Source organism: Candidatus Syntrophosphaera thermopropionivorans (assembly GCF_004353895.1).
In the GTDB taxonomy this organism is placed as follows: Bacteria; Cloacimonadota; Cloacimonadia; order Cloacimonadales; family Cloacimonadaceae; genus Syntrophosphaera; species Syntrophosphaera thermopropionivorans.
In genome coordinates, this window is record NZ_SMOG01000019.1 from 1,767 (window position 1) to 22,280 (window position 20,514).

16 protein-coding genes are annotated in these 20,514 nt (G+C 36.0%); 8 read left to right on the forward strand and 8 right to left on the reverse strand.

Features of this window, described 5'->3' with window-relative positions; all coding sequences use genetic code 11:
- Positions 1-8: 8 nt before the first annotated feature.
- From E0946_RS05620 to E0946_RS05645, 6 genes are read right to left on the reverse strand one after another with little or no spacing between them, the layout of a single operon-like run.
- Complete coding sequence (locus E0946_RS05620) at positions 9-1,595, reverse strand: amidohydrolase (RefSeq protein WP_133201488.1); 1,587 nt, start codon at positions 1,593-1,595, stop codon at positions 9-11.
- Entirely contained in the window at positions 1,576-2,682 is a 1,107-nt protein-coding gene (locus E0946_RS05625) for a pyridoxal phosphate-dependent aminotransferase (RefSeq protein ID WP_165942095.1), read from the reverse strand. The genes E0946_RS05620 and E0946_RS05625 overlap by 20 nt, the downstream gene beginning before the upstream one ends.
- Positions 2,675-3,499, reverse strand: a complete 825-nt coding sequence (locus E0946_RS05630; RefSeq protein ID WP_133201490.1) for a 2,3,4,5-tetrahydropyridine-2,6-dicarboxylate N-succinyltransferase — start codon at positions 3,497-3,499, stop codon at positions 2,675-2,677. Before E0946_RS05630 ends, E0946_RS05625 begins: the two co-directional genes overlap by 8 nt.
- On the reverse strand, positions 3,496-4,662 hold the full coding sequence (locus E0946_RS05635) for a MalY/PatB family protein (protein ID WP_133201491.1): 1,167 nt from the start codon (positions 4,660-4,662) through the stop codon (positions 3,496-3,498). The genes E0946_RS05630 and E0946_RS05635 overlap by 4 nt, the downstream gene beginning before the upstream one ends.
- Complete coding sequence (locus E0946_RS05640) at positions 4,652-5,197, reverse strand: hypothetical protein (protein ID WP_133201492.1); 546 nt, start codon at positions 5,195-5,197, stop codon at positions 4,652-4,654. Before E0946_RS05640 ends, E0946_RS05635 begins: the two co-directional genes overlap by 11 nt.
- Complete coding sequence (locus tag E0946_RS05645) at positions 5,182-6,039, reverse strand: PHP domain-containing protein (protein WP_133201493.1); 858 nt, start codon at positions 6,037-6,039, stop codon at positions 5,182-5,184. Before E0946_RS05645 ends, E0946_RS05640 begins: the two co-directional genes overlap by 16 nt.
- Before the next feature lie 107 nt (positions 6,040-6,146).
- Between E0946_RS05645 and E0946_RS05650 the strand changes: the two genes are divergently transcribed.
- Positions 6,147-6,935, forward strand: coding sequence for a class I SAM-dependent methyltransferase (locus E0946_RS05650; protein ID WP_133201494.1), 789 nt, complete (start codon positions 6,147-6,149; stop codon positions 6,933-6,935).
- Here the strand turns inward: E0946_RS05650 and sppA are convergent.
- Entirely contained in the window at positions 6,932-9,397 is a 2,466-nt protein-coding gene (gene sppA / locus E0946_RS05655; protein ID WP_133201495.1) for a signal peptide peptidase SppA, read from the reverse strand. The genes E0946_RS05650 and sppA overlap by 4 nt on opposite strands.
- Before the next feature lie 939 nt (positions 9,398-10,336).
- Here sppA and E0946_RS05660 point away from each other — a divergent pair.
- Positions 10,337-11,077: a methyltransferase family protein gene (locus tag E0946_RS05660; RefSeq protein WP_133201496.1), complete on the forward strand. Its 741-nt coding sequence runs from the start codon at positions 10,337-10,339 to the stop codon at positions 11,075-11,077.
- 403 nt (positions 11,078-11,480) lie between these two features.
- Here E0946_RS05660 and E0946_RS05665 read toward each other — a convergent pair whose 3' ends face one another.
- Positions 11,481-11,726: a DUF4405 domain-containing protein gene (locus tag E0946_RS05665; protein WP_133201497.1), complete on the reverse strand. Its 246-nt coding sequence runs from the start codon at positions 11,724-11,726 to the stop codon at positions 11,481-11,483.
- 915 nt (positions 11,727-12,641) lie between these two features.
- Here E0946_RS05665 and E0946_RS05670 point away from each other — a divergent pair.
- The 6 genes from E0946_RS05670 to mraY are packed head-to-tail and all read left to right on the forward strand — an operon-like array spanning position 12,642 to position 20,513.
- Positions 12,642-13,091, forward strand: coding sequence for a division/cell wall cluster transcriptional repressor MraZ (locus tag E0946_RS05670; RefSeq protein WP_133201498.1), 450 nt, complete (start codon positions 12,642-12,644; stop codon positions 13,089-13,091).
- A complete protein-coding gene (gene rsmH, locus E0946_RS05675) occupies positions 13,088-14,017 on the forward strand; it encodes a 16S rRNA (cytosine(1402)-N(4))-methyltransferase RsmH (protein WP_133201499.1) in 930 nt (309 codons plus the stop codon). Before E0946_RS05670 ends, rsmH begins: the two co-directional genes overlap by 4 nt.
- Positions 14,018-14,026: 9 nt before the next feature.
- Positions 14,027-14,383: a hypothetical protein gene (locus tag E0946_RS05680; protein WP_133201500.1), complete on the forward strand. Its 357-nt coding sequence runs from the start codon at positions 14,027-14,029 to the stop codon at positions 14,381-14,383.
- 3 nt (positions 14,384-14,386) lie between these two features.
- A complete protein-coding gene (locus tag E0946_RS05685) occupies positions 14,387-16,561 on the forward strand; it encodes a penicillin-binding protein (RefSeq protein WP_133201501.1) in 2,175 nt (724 codons plus the stop codon).
- A complete protein-coding gene (locus E0946_RS05690; RefSeq protein ID WP_133201502.1) occupies positions 16,558-19,407 on the forward strand; it encodes a UDP-N-acetylmuramoyl-L-alanyl-D-glutamate--2,6-diaminopimelate ligase in 2,850 nt (949 codons plus the stop codon). The genes E0946_RS05685 and E0946_RS05690 overlap by 4 nt, the downstream gene beginning before the upstream one ends.
- 2 nt (positions 19,408-19,409) lie before the next feature.
- On the forward strand, positions 19,410-20,513 hold the full coding sequence (gene mraY, locus E0946_RS05695) for a phospho-N-acetylmuramoyl-pentapeptide-transferase (protein WP_133201503.1): 1,104 nt from the start codon (positions 19,410-19,412) through the stop codon (positions 20,511-20,513).
- The last annotated feature ends 1 nt before the right edge of the window (position 20,514 follow it).

Consider the following 20,514-nt stretch of genomic DNA (forward strand, 5'->3'; position numbering starts at 1 on the left):
CCTATAAATTAAGTCAACTTATTCCAGACTATTTCACCACCCATCATCGTCAATAAAGATTCTGCTTCCAGCCAGTATTCATCTGGAAGTTTGGTGAAATCTTCTAAGACCATAAGGTCTGCATTTTTTCTTGGAGTAATTGTTCCTGCAAGATTATCTATTCCGGCAAGTTCAGCGGCATTTATAGTATATCCTTGCAAAGCTTCCCATATATTTAGGCATTGCTCAGGCAACCAGGGTTTAGCTTCTGGATTCAAATCCGCTTTTCTTTGTAGAGCACTATAAATTCCATAAAAAGGATTTATTGGAGCAATAGGAGCATCTGAGCCAAAGGCAAGTTTTATTCTTTTATCAATTAAAGAGCGAAAATAATAGGCTTCTTGCTCAATTGTTTTCCAGTGTTTTTCTATTAAAGGGATATCATTGGCAATATGAATAGGTTGAACGGAACATCCTGCTGCACAAGCTTTTAAACGAGGAATATCTTCTTCCCGGATAGATTGAATATGCTCCAGACGGTTTTTAAAATGATTTTCAGGTTTTTCCTCTTTTACCCTTAAAAGTGCATTAATAGCTAAATGCACGGCACGGTCTCCAATACAGTGAATCAAAGTATAAAAACTATGTTCTAATGCAGACAAGGTTAAGCGGTACATCTCTTCTTCCGAAAGTCTCAAAATACCATGAAAATCTGGAGAATCAGGATATTCTGAAAAGATAGCTGCGGTTTGAGAACCAAGAGAACCATCCGCAAATAATTTTAATCCTCCCAAATGAAACCAATCATCACCTTCACCTGAATACCTTTTCTGAGAAATCATAGTCTGTAGTTCATCCTGATAAAAATGACGAATCACTCTGAGTTTTTTATAGTTCCTGGTGAAATCTTCTAAAATCTCGCCTGATAAAGGAAGCTCCATACTGTGAATAGTGCCCAAACCAAGGCTATGAACCTTTTCGGTAGCTTGAATCAGACACTGCTTTGTCTCATCTTTAGAAGGAGGGATAATAAAACGGTCTAACCACTCAGAAGCGGTTTCCTGCAAAATACCAGTCAGCTTTCCAGAATTATCTCTTTCAATATGACCACCTTCAGGATCAGAAGTGTTCTCCGTAATTCCAGCAATTTTTAGAGCCAATGAATTACACCAGCGACTATGAAAATCCTTGCTATATAAAGCAACAGGCATATCGTGAAAAAATTCATCTAAAAGTTCTTTTCTAATCTTTTGGGGATTATCTATAATATTTATGTCCCAGCCACCACCTAAAACCCATTCTGTTAATTTGGTATGGGTTTCTCGATAAGTTTCCAGTCTTTGCTTGACTTCATTAATGCTCCTACAACCGGATAAATCCAGCTGAATGAATTGCTTTGCATAATCAGTGAAATGCGTGTGACAATCAGTAAAAGCAGGAAGAAGCGCTTTGCCTTGTAAATTTATAATTTCAAAGTGATTTTTGCTTTGGATTTTGCAGTCGGATAATGAACCCAGAAACTTAATTTTTCTTGATTCTATTAGTAATGAGTCAAACTCACTTACTCCAGGCTCTTCTAAAGGAAAGATACGGGCATTAGTGAAGATATAATTCATTGATAATAGTGTCTAAGGCAGGTTCCAGTTTATCTATTGGTACTGCATAATTAATTCTTAACCAACCTTTAGAGACTTCTCCAAAAGCTTGTCCGGGGACTGTTACCACTCCCTTATTTGCCAGTTCCTGAGCAATAATCAGGTCATTACCATCTACTTTTAACATCATATAACAGGTGGCATCTGGAATTAAGACTTTATCAGCAAGATTTTGAAATTTGTCCACAACCAGAAAACGACATTCATTAAGCTGAGCCAAAACTTCATCCACTGCTTTCATACCTTCCGCTGACAGGGCATAGACAGCTAACTTTTGCGAGAGCCAGTTGCTACAAGTAGAAACATATTGCTTGGCTTTTATCACTGAAGCAGAAAGTTCTGGAGGGGAAATCACCCAACCTATCCTCCAGCCACTCATACAATGGGATTTAGAAAGTCCATCCAGAAGAAAAATAGATTCTGCCTCCCTAAAGTATTCAGGCATATAATTTTTAAAGACTAATCTTGAATATACCTCATCCACTACCATAGTTATTTTATTTAAATTGCAGATAGTTATTAATCTTTCTGCTTCTTCTTTAGTGAATATATGACCACAAGGATTGCTGGGATGGCTAAAAATGAGCATTTTGACATTCTGAGCCAGAATCTTTTCCCAGCTCTCCCAGTTTATGCTTAATAAATCACTTTCATAAGGTAGGCGTATCACCTTTGCTCCCAAGATATTAGCTATTGCAGAATAAGCGGTATATTCGGGGTCGGGTATAGCTATTTTATCTCCTGGATTCAGGATAGAAAGGAGAGAGACAAAAATTGCTTCTTCTACTCCATTACATACACATACATTTTCTGGTTTTGTGTTTGGATAGAGATTAGCTATAGCTTCTCGTAATTCTGGTATTCCTGCATTGGGTGTGTAGCGAGGAGTTCCTTTCTGTAAAATTTCTAAACTTTTCTGGCGTAAAAGATTGGGTAATGGGAATTGAAGTTCGCCCAGTGCAAGATTTATGGCATCTGAAGGAGCACATTGTAATATTTGTCTGATTAAGGAGAGCTCAACGGAATGTAACCTTTTTGCTTCAATCAAAGATATGTAAATCCTCTTCACGTTTTACTGATTCTTCCGTTTTGGCATCTCTATATTTAATAATAATAGGGCAATAAAGCTGAAAAGCTGTGTCTTTAAGAGGTCTACTACCAGGGACAACTACAGCTCGCTCTGGAATAGTAAAAGATCCGCCAGAATCTCTCTGAAGAAACTCACCCTGCACTGCATCATAAATCAAAGTGGAAGCAGTGATAATAGTTCCGGCTGCGATTACTGCTCTTTGCTGAACGATTATACCCTGATAAATACCAGCATTCCCACCAATAAAAGCATCATCTTCAATTACTACGGGTCTTGCTTCCACCGGTTCCAAGACTCCGCCAATCATAGCTCCAGCAGAAAGATGAACATTTTTCCCTATCTGAGCACAAGAACCCACTAACGCATGAGAATCTATTAAAGTTCCCGAATCTACATAAGCACCAATATTGACAAAAGCTGGAGGCATAATAGTCACACCTTTTGCGATATAACTTCCTTTACGGATAGATGTGCCGCCTGGAACTATTCTTACTTGGTCTTTAAGCTGGAAAACCTTTTCTGGTAAGGTGTCTTTATCAAAAAAGCTTTTCTTTTCACTCCATAGATATTCAGTTAACGCACCCATGCGGAAACCGATAAGAATTCCCATTTTTACCCATTGATTAACCTGCCATCCTGAATCAGTTTTTTCACAGGCTCTGATTTCTCCTCTATCTAATGACTCTATAAAAGTTTCAAACAGTTCTCTATCTGCTGAGGAATATTTATCCGGTTTTGCGTTATATAATGCTATAATGGCATCTTTTAAGTTCATAGTTCTTTAATTGCCTTTTTCATTCTTTCTAAAGCAAGGGAAAGAGTTTTACGAGGACAACCAAAATTCAATCTTTGAAAACCAGAACCTTCTATCCCATATTTAATTCCAGGTTCCAGTACGATTCCGGCTTTTTCTATTAAAAGCTTTTGCACTTCATCATCAGTTAATCCCAGGTAGCTGAAGTCTATCCAGGCAAGATAGGTGGCTTCTGGAGTGTTTACTTTCAATTGTGGGAGTTCAGCCTGGATGTAATCAACCAGAAAATCTCTATTGCCTTGTAGATAGCAAATAAGCTCTTCCAACCAATCTTCCGATTCCCTATAAGCTGCAGTTAAAGTTATAATGCCAAAAGTATTGCCCATATAGAGATGAAGATTTTCTAACATAGTGTCCAGAGGCTCTCTTAATGCTGGATTTTTTGCAATGATAATAGCAGTTGCCAGTCCCGCCAGATTGAAAGATTTAGCAGGAGAAAAACAAACAATAAGATTATCCAGCATACCTTCCAGTGCAGCTATAGAACGAGAACCTGCTCCATTATAGACCAAATCACCGTGTATTTCATCACTAATGATAGGTACATTATACTGACGACAAAGGGTGCCCATTCTAAAAAGTTCTTCGTCTGTCCATCTTCTTCCTACAGGATTATGAGGACTGCAAAGAATAAAGAGTTTCACTTCTTTCAATTTCTTCTCAAAATCTTCAAAATCTATTTCATAGTGCCCGTTTTCAGGAATTAACGAATTGGTTACTAACTTTCTATTATGTGCCGTTACAGCAGAAAAAAACGGTTGATATACAGGAGTTTGAATAAGCACACTATCACCTGGTTCAGTTAACTGCATAACCGCCAGATTAACAGCAGGCATAATTCCAGGGCTGGTCATAATCCAATCTTCCTGAGGTTCATAACCATAGCGTTTCTTTGCCCAATTAATAACCGTTTCATAATAAATAGGTAAGCGTTGATTGTACCCAAAAATACCATGATCCAATCTTTTCTGCATAGCAGCCTTAATTTGAGGTGCCACTTGAAAATCCATATCTGCTATCCAAAGTGGAATCAAATCTTCCCTGCCATAGACTTCTTTTAAGCCATCATATTTAAAACAGAATGATCCTCTCCGGTCAATTACTGTATCAAAATCATACTTCATCGCTGACCTTCTCTCCTTTAGATTTTATGTCCCTGATAACATTCACCATTTTAGCCAGCTCATCATTCATTTGTGCTTGAGGTGCTAATTCGGCAATGTTATAAAGTATTTCAATCATCCTGGGAAAAGAAGCAGGACATTTAAGAACTCGTGTTTTCCCTTTTTTATCAGTATAAGTAATGAATACATTATAAGTTATATCTTTCCGCAACTCCAATTTGGAAATGTTATCATAAGGAATTTGCACGGAAGGTAGTAATAAATATTTTAGCCATAGATAATCAGGTGTAAAAACCAAACTATTAAGTGTAGTCAAATGGCGTAAAAGATTATCCAGAGCTACGAAAAGCACAATTAAAGGTATAATTTTCAACCAGACAGAAGAGCCTTTTTTCAGAGAAGTAAACAATACCAGTAAACAACAAAAGATAATAAAAGCCTGAAATAGAATGCCTAATATCCTATTTACGGTTTTTACACTAAACTTAACTGGCATCCTACCTTGCACAGATTGAATATTCAATTCCCTCTGCATTTGTATTCTCTCCAAAGCTTATTAACACTTTCCAGAATGGTTTCACTGGCAGGAACTTCCTCAAAAAGATTATATCTTTCATTATCTCCATGAAAATCACTGCCACCAGTCATATAAAGTCCCAGATTCTTACATAAATCCGTGAAATAAGCAATCTGACTTAAATTATGGTCAGGATGCCAAACTTCCAAACCATCAATTCCCATTTTAATGATATCATCCACATAAGCTGGATTAGCTAAATCACCAGGGTGAGCGATAATAGCAAAACCATCTGCTTCATGTATCACTTGAATTGCTTCCTGAACAGAAAATTCTGGCTTATGAACATAAGCAGGTCCATTATCACCAATATATTTTTCAAAGGCTTCACTTTTAGAATGAACATAGCCATGACTTAATAGAACCTGTGCTATATGGGGACGAACTATAAGACCACGACTTCCAGCAACTGCTATCACTTCATCTAAATTAATAGGCATCCCCAGTTCAGCCAATTTCTGAATCATCTTGATAGCTCTTTCTTTTCTACCAACCAGGTACATTTCTATCATATCCAGAAGACTTTGTGAATGGAGATTAAGTCCTAAACCGAGGATATGAACATCAGAATCCTGATAAAGAGAACTAATCTCCATACCGGGAATTATCCTTAAAGGTGCAATCTCTTGCGGTAAGAGGTTGTAGGCATCTGCATTATCATGATCAGTGATAGAAATTAAATCCAGTCCTATCTCTTGAGCTCTATTCACCACTTCTTCAGGAGTGAGTCTTCCATCAGATACATTGGTATGCAAATGGAGGTTGAAGTGCTTAATGCTATTTATATTTTTTACTATCATATTTTCTTTTAGGTTGACTTAATTCTTATGGCATTAAAATCGTCAATGATTTTTTAATTTAATACTTTCAGCTTTTTTGATAAACAGACACATAAAAAGGAAATGTTATGGAATATGAACCTTTGAAAGATAGAGTGGCAAATCTTATAAGGATTTTTCCCTCTCTTAGAGAAAAGTTTTATTACCTGTTAGATCTGCTTTTGTTGCGTCAACGCTATGTAAAAAGAGAAATAAGCCGATTATTCAAACCGGAAGATAGATTTCTCTACTACGATGCAGGAGCTGGATTCTGTCAATATTCCTGGTATGTCTTGAAAAAATATCCTTCTGCGAAAGTTTTTGCTACTGATATCAAAGGAGATTACCTGAAAGATTTTTCAGAATATGCTTCTCAGGTTTTTCCTGGTCGTTTTTCCTGGAAAAGAGCAGACCTTCAGGCATTTATTCCATACAACAAATACCATTTAGTTACTGCCATAGACATTTTAGAACACATTCCTGACGATATAGCTGTCCTACAGAACTTTTATAAGGGAATGGATGATAAGGGGATTCTCATAATTTCCACCCCTTCAGATAAGGATGAAACTGCAAAATTTACTGAAGAACATATACGACCAGGATATAATAAAAAAGAACTGGAAGAGAAAGTTCAGTCTTGTGGCTTTAAGATTCTGAAGAGTGTTTATAGTTATGGTTTTTGGGGAAGCCTGTCCTGGCGTTTGCTGATCAAACTTCCCCTTGGAATTCTTTCTAAAAGTAAGCTTTTGCTAACTGTTTTACCGTTCTATTATCTCTTAATATTGCCTGTTGCTGAACTTATGATGCAATTAGATATACATTCTTACAATTCTTCTGGCACTGGTATCATACTGGTTGCACAGAAAGATGTTTAAAACTCTATATCCTTAAGAGATAGGGGACAAAGCATTAGAACTGATTCTTTTTGATAATCATTCCACCAGTCATATAAAGCTGTATATTCATTTACCATTGATTCTGAAATGATATTATTTGTAGTTATACCATTAAGATTAAAATTCATATTCATAGAGAAACCACTTTTAGAAGTAGTGGCATCTTCCAGAACCAACTTACCTTTAGCTTTAGTTAATTCTTGCATATGTTCTAAGGCTTTATCCAGACCCCCAAGGTCATCAATCAATCCATTTTCTTTAGCTTGAGCGCCAGTCCAGACTCTACCTTGAGCTACTGCATCTACCTGTTCTCTTGTGAGATTCTTTCTTCCTTCATCAACTTTATCTACAAAACGATCATAGGTGTACTCAATAGTTTTGGTCATCAACTGTTTTTCTTCATCAGTCCAATCACGATAAGTAGCTCCAAAATCGGCATGTTCACCTTTTTTGACTGTAGACCAATTGATACCTATTTTATCATAGAGACGAGGAAATGTAAAAACGAGACCTACAACTCCAATAGAACCAGTTATAGTGGAAGGTTCAGCTATAATACGGTCAGCACCACAGGAAATATAGTAACCACCAGAAGCAGCAGTTCCAGACATAGAGACCACCACTGGTTTTTTATTGACGGTTTGAGCGAGTTGCAGTTCACGCAAAATTATATCTGAAGCTTGAGCAGAACCACCACCACTATCAACTCTTAGAATGATACCTTTATATTTGGGGTCCTGACGTGCTTTACGAATTAAATCTACCGTGGTTTGAGATGCTATCTTAGTCCCCGGAGTTCCTTTTCCCATCACAATATTACCACAGGCATAAATAACTGCGATAGGAGTTTCTTTAGGATAGCTCCAGGTGTAATCTACATAGTCAGCTAAAGTTTTTTCCTGAGCATTAAAGCCAAATTGTTTCTTTAATACACTATTAATTTCGTCAGCAAAGATGATACCATCTATCAATCCAGCATTTAGAGCATCTTGAGCTTCAAAATAAGGTCCATTATCAATTGTTTCTTCCACTGAAAACTTAAGTTTAGCACCTCTTCCTTCCTGAATGGTAGCAATAATCTGATCGTATATACTTTGTAGCAAGGAATCATATGCTTCTCTTTCTGCTTCTGTCATTTCTGGTTCAGAAAACATATTCCCTGCATCTTTATATTTATGACTGCGGAAATTGAGCACATTAATACCAAGATTATCCAGTAATTCCTTAAAATAGGGACTGGTGATAGAAATTCCTCTTAAATCTATCATACCCATAGGATTTAGATAGATAGCATCTGCTACAGAAGAGGCAAAGATATAATTTCCACCAGAAATATTATCATAATAAAAGACTACCTTCTTCCCGCTTTCTTTAAAATCTTTAATAGCATCTGTAAATTCTTGTTGCAATGCAAAGGAACCAGTTGAAGCGGGATTCTGCAAAAGTATTCCTTCAATTACAGGATCTTCTTTTGCCTGTTTAAGTAAATCTTTTACTTCATCTATACTTTGGATTTTGTCTTCATAAATTTTCAAATTATTTATTACAAATTTTGGTGATTTATAGGTTTGGATAGGACCATCAAGCTTCATAGAATACCATTTTTTATCCTTGATGCCTAAAAAAGGAGGAAAAGATTTTTCCGTTAGATGAATATAGGGGACAGCTACATAATTATCTGAGTTAACTATTCCAGTTGAGCCTAAAGATACATTTCCCATATTCAAACTAAAGTTTAACCAAACGGACTCTGTATCAAGATTATAGGAAGCTCCAAGCTTTATACCATCTACAATTTGAGTGTTTAATCCAATAACTGGCTCATTAAACTTATATTCTCCATCCTTCTTATTATAATCAATATCAGCAGAAAGTTCTAAACGGTAATCTTTGATGGAAGGAACAAAGGCAAAAGGACGAAGTGCTACTGAACCATGATAGGCAGGAGAATCTTTATAAGGGTTGTCCCAATTGAAGGCAAGAGAAGCAAGAGCATTTGGTCTATAGGTGAAAGCAGTGCGAAAAGCTCCTTCGTCAAACTTATTATTTTTCCACCGATAATTCAACCCTCCATAAAAATTGGGAAAGATATGACGGGGAAAAAGTTCTCCTCCTGTCGCTAAAGTATGATAATTGAAACTCTTATCCAGGATAGGGTCTCTATCGTATTCATAACTGTAACTGAAATCTCCCAAATTGGCAAAAAACCAGTAATGATTACGAAATGCTTCATCACTGAAAGTATGTGCCCACCCTAAACCACCGGAATGACCAGTTCCTAATAATGATGGATTAACTAAGGGTGTGAATAGATTGTCTACACTGGCTCGGGGAAAATCCATTTCTCCAAGATTAATAGCTTCCCAGCTGATATCATTATCAGCTAACAGCAATCCAGGTAACAGCAAAAGGAAGGCTATATACCAAATTCTACCTTTCATTCTAACCTCCTCAGGTTTTCTATTGTTAATGAATTATTTATTTAACTATTTAGTAGTTATTATTCTTTAACCATCAAAAATTGACTAAGGCTTTTGCTGATACATTAAAATAACCATAAGTTAAATGATAATAATTTGTCAACTGTTTTGTCTTAGCTTTAAATAGTTAGAATAAAGACAGTTGTATAAGTAATTAACTTCAACTATGAAAATTGACGACAGAAGACAATGCCAATATAGTAAATCTCATTTTATAATAAAAACATAGGGCATTCAGAAAAATATAAAGTATAGTCATTATATTTGTGTAAAATCTAAGTATGTCTTTTAAGATGTTAAACTCTAACCTTTTAGGGTATGATTCTCAAGAGCTTTAACTATACACTTCTACGAATAAGAATTTAGAACTCTTGGATATATTTCTTTCTGAATTTGGTTATTACGGAAGGGGTGGTGCTATAAGTTTTCCTCTTTTTAATAACTGGAGAAAAACATTACCTCAATTAATACAAAAAAACTCAGTGTTCTAACTGCAATCCAACTACTTATAATTATTTGATGCAGTTATGAGATTAAAGACTTTTTCGTTTATAACATTTGCAAAGCACTATTATGATTTTCTCTTCTTGTATCTAACTTAATTAAAATACTTATTTAAAAGCTTTTAAACAATTTTCTATCCTTAATTCTATTTCATAAACAGCATTTTCTTACTTTCTAATCCATAAAAATAATCTTCAGCTATATAAGAAAAATTATTCATTAAAGTAACAGAAGATATCACACCATCAGGAAATTGGGGTAATACAAAAGTTGTAAATTTCTCTGGACAGCATAAAAATATTCTATATTGTGGTTATATTGAATCTTAAAAAAGAAAAGATTCATTTATAAGCTGGTAAATTAGATTATTAATTTCTTTGCTTGCTGGAGTTTCTTATGGAAATACAAGAAGAATTTGAAAAAACAGGAAACTGGCTATTTCGCTGGAGGAGCTATTTACCTCTGGCTTTAATTCCACTTTTCCTTTTAGCTATGGAAAAATATCATTATTTGAATAATTCTGAAGCGAGTGACAATCTCTGGGAATTATTATGCCTATTCATCAGTTTTCTGGGATTAGGAATTCGGGTTTGGACTGTAGGACACACCCCTCCAAGAACTTCTGGCAGGAATACCAGAGCTCAGATTGCAGATACTTTAAATACTACAGGGATATATTCCATTGTTAGACATCCCCTTTATCTGGGTAATTTCTTAATGATAGCTGGAATTGTTATGTTCACACGCCATCTATGGTTAATGCTGATTTATATTCTCTTATTTGCTTTATATTATGAGAGGATAATTTTTGCTGAGGAAGCCTTTCTAAAAAGGAAATTTGGACAAGATTTCATTGACTGGGCTAATAAAACTCCTGCTTTTATACCTAAATTTAAAAATTATTGCCCTCCTGCTAATAAGTTTAACTGGAAAAAAGCCTTAAAAGCTGAATATAATGGTTTTGCCGCATTATTACTCTCTATGTTTGCTCTGGAAGTATATGGTGACTGGCTAATTCAGCATAAAATAGATCTTGATTTACACTGGATTGTTTTATCCGGTATAGGCATTTTAACCTGGATTACGGTCCGCTTTCTTAAAAAATATACCAGAGTGCTGGATATTACAAAAAGATAAAAGAATACTGACTTATAAATAACAACTCTCTCTCACCTCTTTATCTGTTATAATTGCCCGATTTATCCCAAACTTATGATAAACTGACGACCGATCCGGACATAAGCTGGACATGAGTTGGACATAAGCTGGACATAAGCTCGATATCAAGGGTAAGAAAATAAAATTGGGGAAGAAGTATAAAATATACTCAACTCTTTTTCTAGTGAAATCTAAACAACTAGATATAATTTTTATTCTTCCTCCCCTAATCAGACTTTCTTTATTATGTTCAGAATAGAATTATAACTTAATCTCTCACTATTATTTTTATGTAGCTTTTCCACAAGGGAAAAAATTACAATATTACTGCCTTCTTTGTTTTTATTATTTTTATTATAGTTGTTAACCTCAACAAACTCTTTTAATAGTTTTTCTTTTTTTCTGGTTTTTTTCCGAAAATTTGTGTATTAATCCATTGCCAGTTATAGGATATATGGAAAATCAACATTATTATAAACAAGAAACCGCAAATTTCATGAACTTCTTTAAAACCATATGCATCATAATTAAAGAGTTCTGAAATCTTATAAACCACAATAGCAATAAAAGCAACTAAAATGTCTATAAACATTACTGAATTCAATATTTTTAACTGTTTGTTATGCATACTAAACCTCCTTTTATTTATTATAAACAGAATAATAAAGAAACAAAGGGAAAAATATTGATTCTTAATTTATATTCTTCCCCAATAAGTTCGGCTGAAATCTTAAGGTGCATAATTAAATCTATAACCTAAAACTTATCTATTATTCTAACCCACTCAATCAGAGATGATGCCATTCTTAACTTACAAGGTAGCACAACTATAAATATTAATTTAAGGCTATAAATAATTATGAGACTTGAAATTAGGGTACGAATTGAGGGATTAATTTTTAGCCTATCGGTGGAAATACCTTTTTCTCTTCAACTTTTTACTTTTCCCCCCTTTCAAACCCTCTTTCCCATCATTTTTTTACTCTCTACCCAAAATTTGGACATATCTCTCCTCTCTCAAGCCCGTAAAACCTTAATGCTACGCTTTAGATTAAAGGCTATTACTTCAAAAATCAGATAATCTGACTTCTTTTTCAAACCCATATAGATGGATCGATCCCAGCCAAAGTGCTTCTTCAATCCTCCAAAACTTTGCTCTATCCGGTACACTCCTTAGAGATTTGATAATTATACTCAATCAATTCAATAAACCAAAACTTGAAGTCATCAAAGGAAATTATATTCATTTGCAAATAGTTAATTAACTAAAGCTCAAAAATCGGGAAAAAAGATAATACTCCTTCAATTAGCACACCTATTATAACCTCTATTTCAAATAAATATTCTCCAAAATGAGATATTTTTTTCAAAAACAGCATTTTTTTCTTGACAGGAAAACTTGAATGTCATATAAGCATCACAGGAAGTCAAAAAATGTCAAAAAATGTCAAAATGCTTTTCTGAACTGAGTTCACAAAGACAAAAATAGCGTGTTAATACTTTTAAAAAAAGAAAGATAAGGATATATAAGAAGGTATGAAAGATGTCAGGACCATTTATTGGTTATTCAGAAAACGCCGTTCATAACAATCGGGTCATCATTCCCGCTGCTTTTAAGCGTAAATTCGCTGAAGAAGCAAATAGAACAGTTGTTATAACGGTTGGACCTCTCAATTCAATTGCCCTATATCCGCTTGATTCCTGGTTTGCCACCTTGGATGCTCTAGCGAAAGGTGATGAAATACAGCGTCGTTTTCGTACCAGATTAATAGATTGTGCAGTAACTGAAGCAGAACTTGAAGGACCGGGTAGAATCCGAATTCCTGAAAGACAATTAGCAGAAGCAGGAATTAAGGATAGCGTGATTGTGAAAGGTGAGATGCATTATATCACACTCTGGAATCCGGATGATTATTATCGTTTAAGAAGCCAGAATCTGGAAGCTAATTTAAAGGAATACGATACCAATATATATCAAATAACAGGATTATGAGAGACTATCACATTCCAGTAATGCTAAAACAGTGCATAAATTTTATTGCACCAAAACCTGGTGGAATCTATGTTGATGCCACTATCGGAGGTGGAGGTCATAGTTTAGGTTTACTTGAAAGCTGTCCTGACATTCATTTAATCGGATTTGACCAGGATTCAGAAGCTTTGCTGGAAGCGCACAAGACCTTATTTCCTTATCAAGATAGGGTTGAATTAATTCAGGCAAATTTCTCTCGTATGAGGACCGAACTTGCTTTCCGTCAGATTAAAACCGTCAGTGGTATTCTTTTTGACTTAGGAGTGTCCTCTCATCAACTGGAAACACCGGAACGAGGTTTTAGCTTTGACCTTGACTCTCCTTTGGATATGCGGATGGACCAGAGCTCGGATTTAACTGCTGAAATTGTTTTAAATGAGTTAAGTCAGAAAGCATTAACCAGAATTTTTTATGATTATGGAGAAGAGTTAAATGCTTCTCGTATAGCGGGAAAGATTGTAAAAATTAGAGAAGAACAGCCCTTTAAAACTACAGGTGACCTGGTTAAAGTGATAGAATCAGTAGTAGGTAAGGGAACTAAAGCATCGCTGAAGACAAAAGCACGTATATTTCAAGCATTACGTATCTATGTTAATCAGGAGCTGGAAATTTTAGAACAAGCTTTAAAAGATGCCATTAATATCCTTGAACCTGGAGGCAGAATTGTGGTTTTGAGCTATCATTCTTTAGAGGATAGGATTGTCAAAAATGTTTTTCGTTCTGCAGCAGAAGGTGAAGAACAGACCTCAGAGGCATCATTCTTAAATAGCACTAAAAAGAGAAAGCTTCAACTATTAACCAGAAAACCTCTTCAAGCAGATGCTGAAGAGATAAACAATAATCCACATTCTCGCAGTGTAAAATTGCGGGCAGCAGAAAAAATTTAGGGGGAAAAAATGCGAGCCAGACTTTGTATCTTCTTGCTTTTATTGCTAATTATAACTTTTATCAATTTTTGGAATGCCCACCAGATTGTTGGTCAAACTCGTGAACTGGCAAAATTAGAAAAACAAGTTGCTGCGGAAAAGAATATTAATACTGAACTAAAAGTAGAACGTGATGACCTTCGTAGCGGTAAAAATATTGCCAGCCTGGTCAAAGTTGAGCTTGATCATTTAAATCCGCAGGAAGAACAGGGCAAAATAATTTATGTTCATGAACCTGCAAACACCGAAGATAAGACAAGTTATTGCATAATTGATTTGTTTACAACCAAAGCTCAGGCACGAGAAGTTAAGATTCAGCTTGATTAAAACATGCATTCCAGGCATAAAATTCTGGTTTTTGTTTTTGGGTTTTTGACCCTATTGTGGTCAAGTTATCTTTTTATTCTTCAAATTGTAGACCCATTTCATTTCGCTGATGAAAGACGCATTCGTTATACCCCTTATAAAGAAATTTTAATTCCCACTCGTGGTTCTATCTATGATGCCAATGGCAATTTAATGGTCAGTTCCATAAGTTTTTACCAGATTGATATTGACCGTAAAGCAGTTTCACTCTGGGCAAAAGAAAAGAATATCTCTCTAAATGAAGCTTATAATATCCTCAGTGAGGCTATTGGTAAGAATTGCAGTATAACCCCTAAACAGGTTTTACAAAGATTAACTCTTAATGACAAACTGACTTCTGTCCAGATTACGAATAAAGTCCGGGAAATGGAACTGGAAAGAATTCTGGCGGAGTTTGAAAAAAATAAATTACCTGGACTAACCTACAGTTTTGCTTCTATGAAACGCATCTATTCTCAAGAATTGCTTGCCGCAAGATTGTTAGGTTCGGTTAGAGCGGTTTCAGATGGATATGATGTGGAAACTCAGAGTCGTTCCATTTATCAACTTAGTGGTATTTGTGGTTTAGAATCCACTTATAATAAATATTTAGCAGGAGAATATGGCTGGAGAGAAGTGGTCTTTGATGCTAAACATCGTCGTATGCCCTATCCCAACCTTCATGAAAAGCCAGAAAAGGATGGTTATAATTTACATTTGACTATTGATGCTAACATACAAGCAGTAGTAGAAAATGGGCTATATGAAGGTTTAACTAAATATGGGGCAAAAAATGCAGGAGCGGTGATTATGGACCCTAATACAGGCAGAATTCTGGCAATGGCAGGAGTTTCTCCTGATGATAAGAGCCTTGATCCTGCAGAAGTTAGAGTCAGAGCCAACATTCCCGTCAGTTTTCTTTTTGAACCCGGCTCCACTATGAAACCTTTAACTATGCTTGCTGCTCTGGATAGACATCTGGTTAGACCCAATGAATACTTTGAATGTGGAGTCTATTATGTTCAGGGGAGAAAAATCAGTGATACTCATATGTATGGGAGTTTAAGACCAGTAGATATAATAAGTAAATCCAGTAATGTAGGCATTGCTAAAATTGCAGAAAGAGTAGGACCCAAACATCTTTATGAGAAATTGATTTCACTCGGTTATGGTCAAAAGACAGGATTGAATCTTCAAGGTGAAAGTAGCGGTATGTTTGCCAAACTGGATAACTGGGATGGATATACCCTTCATTCCGTTTCCTTTGGACAAGGAATGGCAGTAACAGCTCTTCAACATGCGACTGCTTTCTGTGCGGTTGCCAATGGTGGAAAAATAATGAAACCTTATCTGGTGGATTATATAACTGATGATAATGGCAATATAGTTGAACGAACTGAACCAGAAGTTTTAAGACAGGTTTGTAGTAAAGCAGCTGCAGATACAGTCCGTTCTTATATGCAAGCTGTTGTAGATAGAGGCACTGCCACCCATATAAAAGCTGATTATATCACTATTGCAGGAAAAACAGGAACTGCTCAAAAAGCGGCAGAAGGTGGAAGAGGATATATAAATGGTAAATATACTTCTGTGTTTGTAGGAATGGTTCCTGCTGATGCCCCCAAGATGGTAATGGTAATTTTTTATGACGAACCCAGTCCAGGTTATCATTTTGGAAGTATGAGCGCTGCTCCAACCTTCAAAAAGATTTTAGATGATATACTATTTATGCCTAATTGCAATATCGTGGCATTTGACCAGAGATTGATACAAAGTTCAAAAAGGATGCCAGACTTAAGAGGAAAACACATCAAACAAGCTGAAGCGATATTAAATCAATATGGTTTTTCCTATAAGATTGAAGGAGCAGATTCTTCATCTGTGGTTATAGACCAATTCCCCAAGCCCAATGTATCAGTTGATCCGGCTCATCCTATCACTTTAAAGATTGGTCGTGGTAAAAAAGAAGCTGAAACTGAACTTCTTCCAGGAGTTATGCCCGATTTATGTGGTCTAACCATCCGAAAAGCTATGCAAGTGGCAGCCCGAGAAAATATCTCCTTAAAAATTAAGGGTTCAGGAATAGTCCGTCGTCAATCCATCCAGCCCGGTTCCCGTATAACCAATAATACCACCTGTATAATTGAGGCTTCTATATGAAATTAAAAGAAATCTTGAATTTATTCCAGGAACATAAAATACTCGTTAACTATCAAGGGCTGGAAGAAAACTGGGAATTTAAAGGTAAAATATGCACTGATAGTCGTGAAGTTCACGCAGGTGATATCTTTGTCTGTATAAAAGGATTACATTCTGATGGACACAACTTTATTGATGAGGTCAAAAAGAAAAATGCGGCTTTTATAGTTGGTGAGATACCAATAGATGAAGCCTTACCTTATATTCAAGTAACAGAATCCCGTAAAGCTGCAGCTTTGCTTGCTAAACTCTATTATCATAATCCCAGTGCAGAATTTCGTTTAATTGGAATAACAGGTACGAATGGCAAAACCACTACCTCTATGTTATTATACAGAGCTTTAATGGAATTGGGATATTGTTGTGGGTGGATTGGCACTTTAGGTTATTACATCAATGATGAACATTACAGCACCCATCATACCACACCAGATATTCTTGAATTGAATCAGATCTTATCCAGGATGGTAGAAAAGGGAGTTAAGTATGTAAGTATGGAAGTATCCTCTCATGCTCTTGCTCTGGATAGAGTTTATGGATTAGAATTTGATTATTGCCTTTTTACCAATCTAAGCCGTGAACACTTGGATTTCCATCAAACCATGGAAGAATATGGCTCGGCAAAAAAGAAGCTATTTGAACCTACCATCCAGCATAAAGCTGTGGGTCTCATCAATATAGATGATAACTTTGGCAGGAAACTTTTTGAGGAACTAAAAGGTGTTAATGCCTATGTATATAGCATTGGAAATTCAGATGCTGATTTTATAATCCGAACTGAGCATAGTCTTCTTCCCTATTCTACAAGTGGCAATCGTTTCTCCCTCCAAACTCCAGAAGGAATAATCAATATTCGTTCCTCACTTTTAGGTAGTTTCAATATGAATAATCTGGCTATGTGTGCTGCGACACTCAATTTAATGGGATTTGAAGCACGGCAGATAGAACAATGTTTAAATATTGCTCAACCGGTAAAAGGAAGATTTGAACCAGTGCCAAATGATAGGGGAATCAAAGTCTTTGTTGATTATGCTCATACTCCAGACGCAATGGAAAATGTTCTTCAAGCTTGCCAGGACCTTGAACATAAAAGAATTCTTTGCCTATTTGGAGCTGGAGGTGATAGAGATAAAGGAAAACGCTCCCTGATGCTTCAGATTGCATTGCATTATGCAAATGCAGTTATTATCACAGATGATAATCCTCGCTTTGAGGACCCTGATGCAATCATTAGAGACATCGTAGCTGGAACGGAACTCTGGTTTCCCTGGTGGATTATTAGAAATCGGAAAGAAGCCATTCATAGTATCTTAAGACTTGCTCAAGCTGGTGATATAGTTCTGCTATGTGGTAAAGGACATGAAAATTATCAAGAAATAGAAGGTGTTCGCTATCCCTTTGACGATGCCGAAATTGCCTCTGAATTTCTCCATTCTGAGGATGCTTTTCAACTAAGACAAGATGAATTAACCCTTCCTGTAGATAAATTGATGCTGGAACTTTTAGCTGGAATCCCTTTAACAGTGAATGGAAAATATAAACCACCTGAAAGTTATCACTTTCTCTCTACCGATAGCAGAACAATCGCTCCTAACTCTATCTTCTTTGCTTTAACTGGCTCTCATTTTAATGGTAATGACTTCCTACCTCAAGTTTTGAGTGATGAAACTATACTGGGAGTAGGCACTATAGAAAATCAAGGCTGGAAAAACTATATTCAGGTTCCAGATACCCTATCTTTACTTGCTTCGCTCTGCCGTAAATATCTTCAACTGTTTGATATATATAAAATTGCCCTAACCGGTAGCACGGGAAAAAGTAGCACCAAAGAAATGTTAGCTCAAGTCTTTAACTCTTCTGCACCTACTTTAAAGACGCAGGCTAACGAAAACAATATGATTGGACTTTGCAAAACTATACCTCGCATTAAACCAGAACACCGTTATGGTGTTTTTGAACTGGGTACAAATGCCTTTGGTGAAATTGCTGCCTTAGCAGATGTTTGTAATCCTGATGCAGGTATTATCATCAATATAGGACCCTCTCATCTGGAAAAGTTATTGGATGAGGATGGTGTTTTCAGAGAAAAAACGGCTCTATTCAATCGTCCTCTGGAAATAAGACTTTTTGATGGTGACGACCCTCGTTTTGCTCTATATAAAGATAAAGGAAAGAGTGTGGGATTCAGCGATACTTCAGATTTCCATATAACTGATTTAGAATGTGATGAAGCTTCCTGCCATTTCAAAATTAATGGTGAACCTTTTACTATTCCTTATTCTGCTCCCTTTCTGGCTAAAAATGCATCTTTCGCTATAGCTATGGGTATGCTTAAAGACATTCCTCTCCCTCAAATTAAAACAGCCATTGCTAATCCAGTGCAATTAGACCTCCGTCTTCAGGTTGAGAAAACTGATAGTTACATCCTCATAGTTGATTGTTACAATGCCAATCCCATCTCTATGCAAAGTGCTATTGAATACTGGCATAAGCTTGAACCAGAAAGGGAACATATTGCTATTCTGGGGGATATGCTTGAACTCGGAACTCAAGCACCTATGTATCACAATATGATTGGGACTATACTGACGGAAAAGGGAGTAGATAGATTAATTACGGTAGGAAATCTTTCCAGATATTATCATTCTTCTGATAATTCTAAGCAAATTGAGCATTTTGATAGTGTTGATGAACTGATAAAAAGTGATATTTTAAAAACCTTGACGCCAGGTGCGGTTATTCTTATAAAAGGTTCTCATTCCGTTCAGTTAGAAAAAGTCTTACCGATTTTACGCAAAGGAAGCTAATTATGCTGTATCATCTTCTCTATCCTCTGTCAAAGTATAGCATTGTATTTAATGTTTTCCGATATATCACTTTCAGGTCTATCGGAGCTTTTGTTACAGCTCTACTTTTTGTTCTTATAGCTGGACCCCCTCTCGTTAAGTTTTTGAAAGGACAATCTGCAGTAGAATTGATAGATGAAGATAAACCAAAACGTCATAAAGCTAAAGAAGGAACACCCACAATGGGTGGCTTGATAATTCTATTCGGACTTCTTATTGCTTCTTTGCTCTGGAATGACCTGACTAATCGTCCAATTTTAATGATGTATCTCACAGCTGTATGGTTAGGTGTTCTCGGTTTCTTAGATGATTACCTTAAGAATTTCCTGAAGATTTCCAAAGGTCTTTTACCTAAATATAAACTCTGGGGACAGATAGGAGTGGGTCTGTTTCTTACCTTAGCTATCTATTTTAGCACAAATGTAGTGGATAATGTAACGCAAATCCAGATTCCTTTTCTAAAAAACACCTATCTCCAGCTGGGATGGTTGTTTATCCCTATAATGGTAATATACATAACGGGAATATCTAATGCGGTAAATTTAACCGATGGATTAGATGGACTCGCAGCTGGTGTGATGATTTTTTCCGCCTTAGGTCTGGGTATTATGAGTTATTTGAAGGGAAATTATGTAATTGCTAATTACTTAAAACTGGAATTTATACCCACTGCCGGAGAACTAACCGTCTTTATTGCTGGATTAATAGGTGCTTTAATAGGTTTTCTCTGGTTTAATGCCTATCCCGCAGAAGTTTTTATGGGAGATACAGGTTCTTTAACTCTGGGGGGAATTCTGGCAGTATTATCTATATTGTTAAAAGAGCAGATATTCTTTCTGATAATTGGTTTTCTCTTTATTGCTGAAACACTATCAGTGATAATACAAAGAACTCATTTCCGATATACCAAAAAAAAATATGGAACGGGAAAAAGAGTGTTTCTTTGTGCACCCATTCATCATCACTTTGAAATGAAAGGAATGCACGAGTCAAAGATTGTCATTCGCTTCTGGATTGTAGCCACTTTATTGCTGGCTATTGGTTTAAGCACGATTAAACTGCGATAAG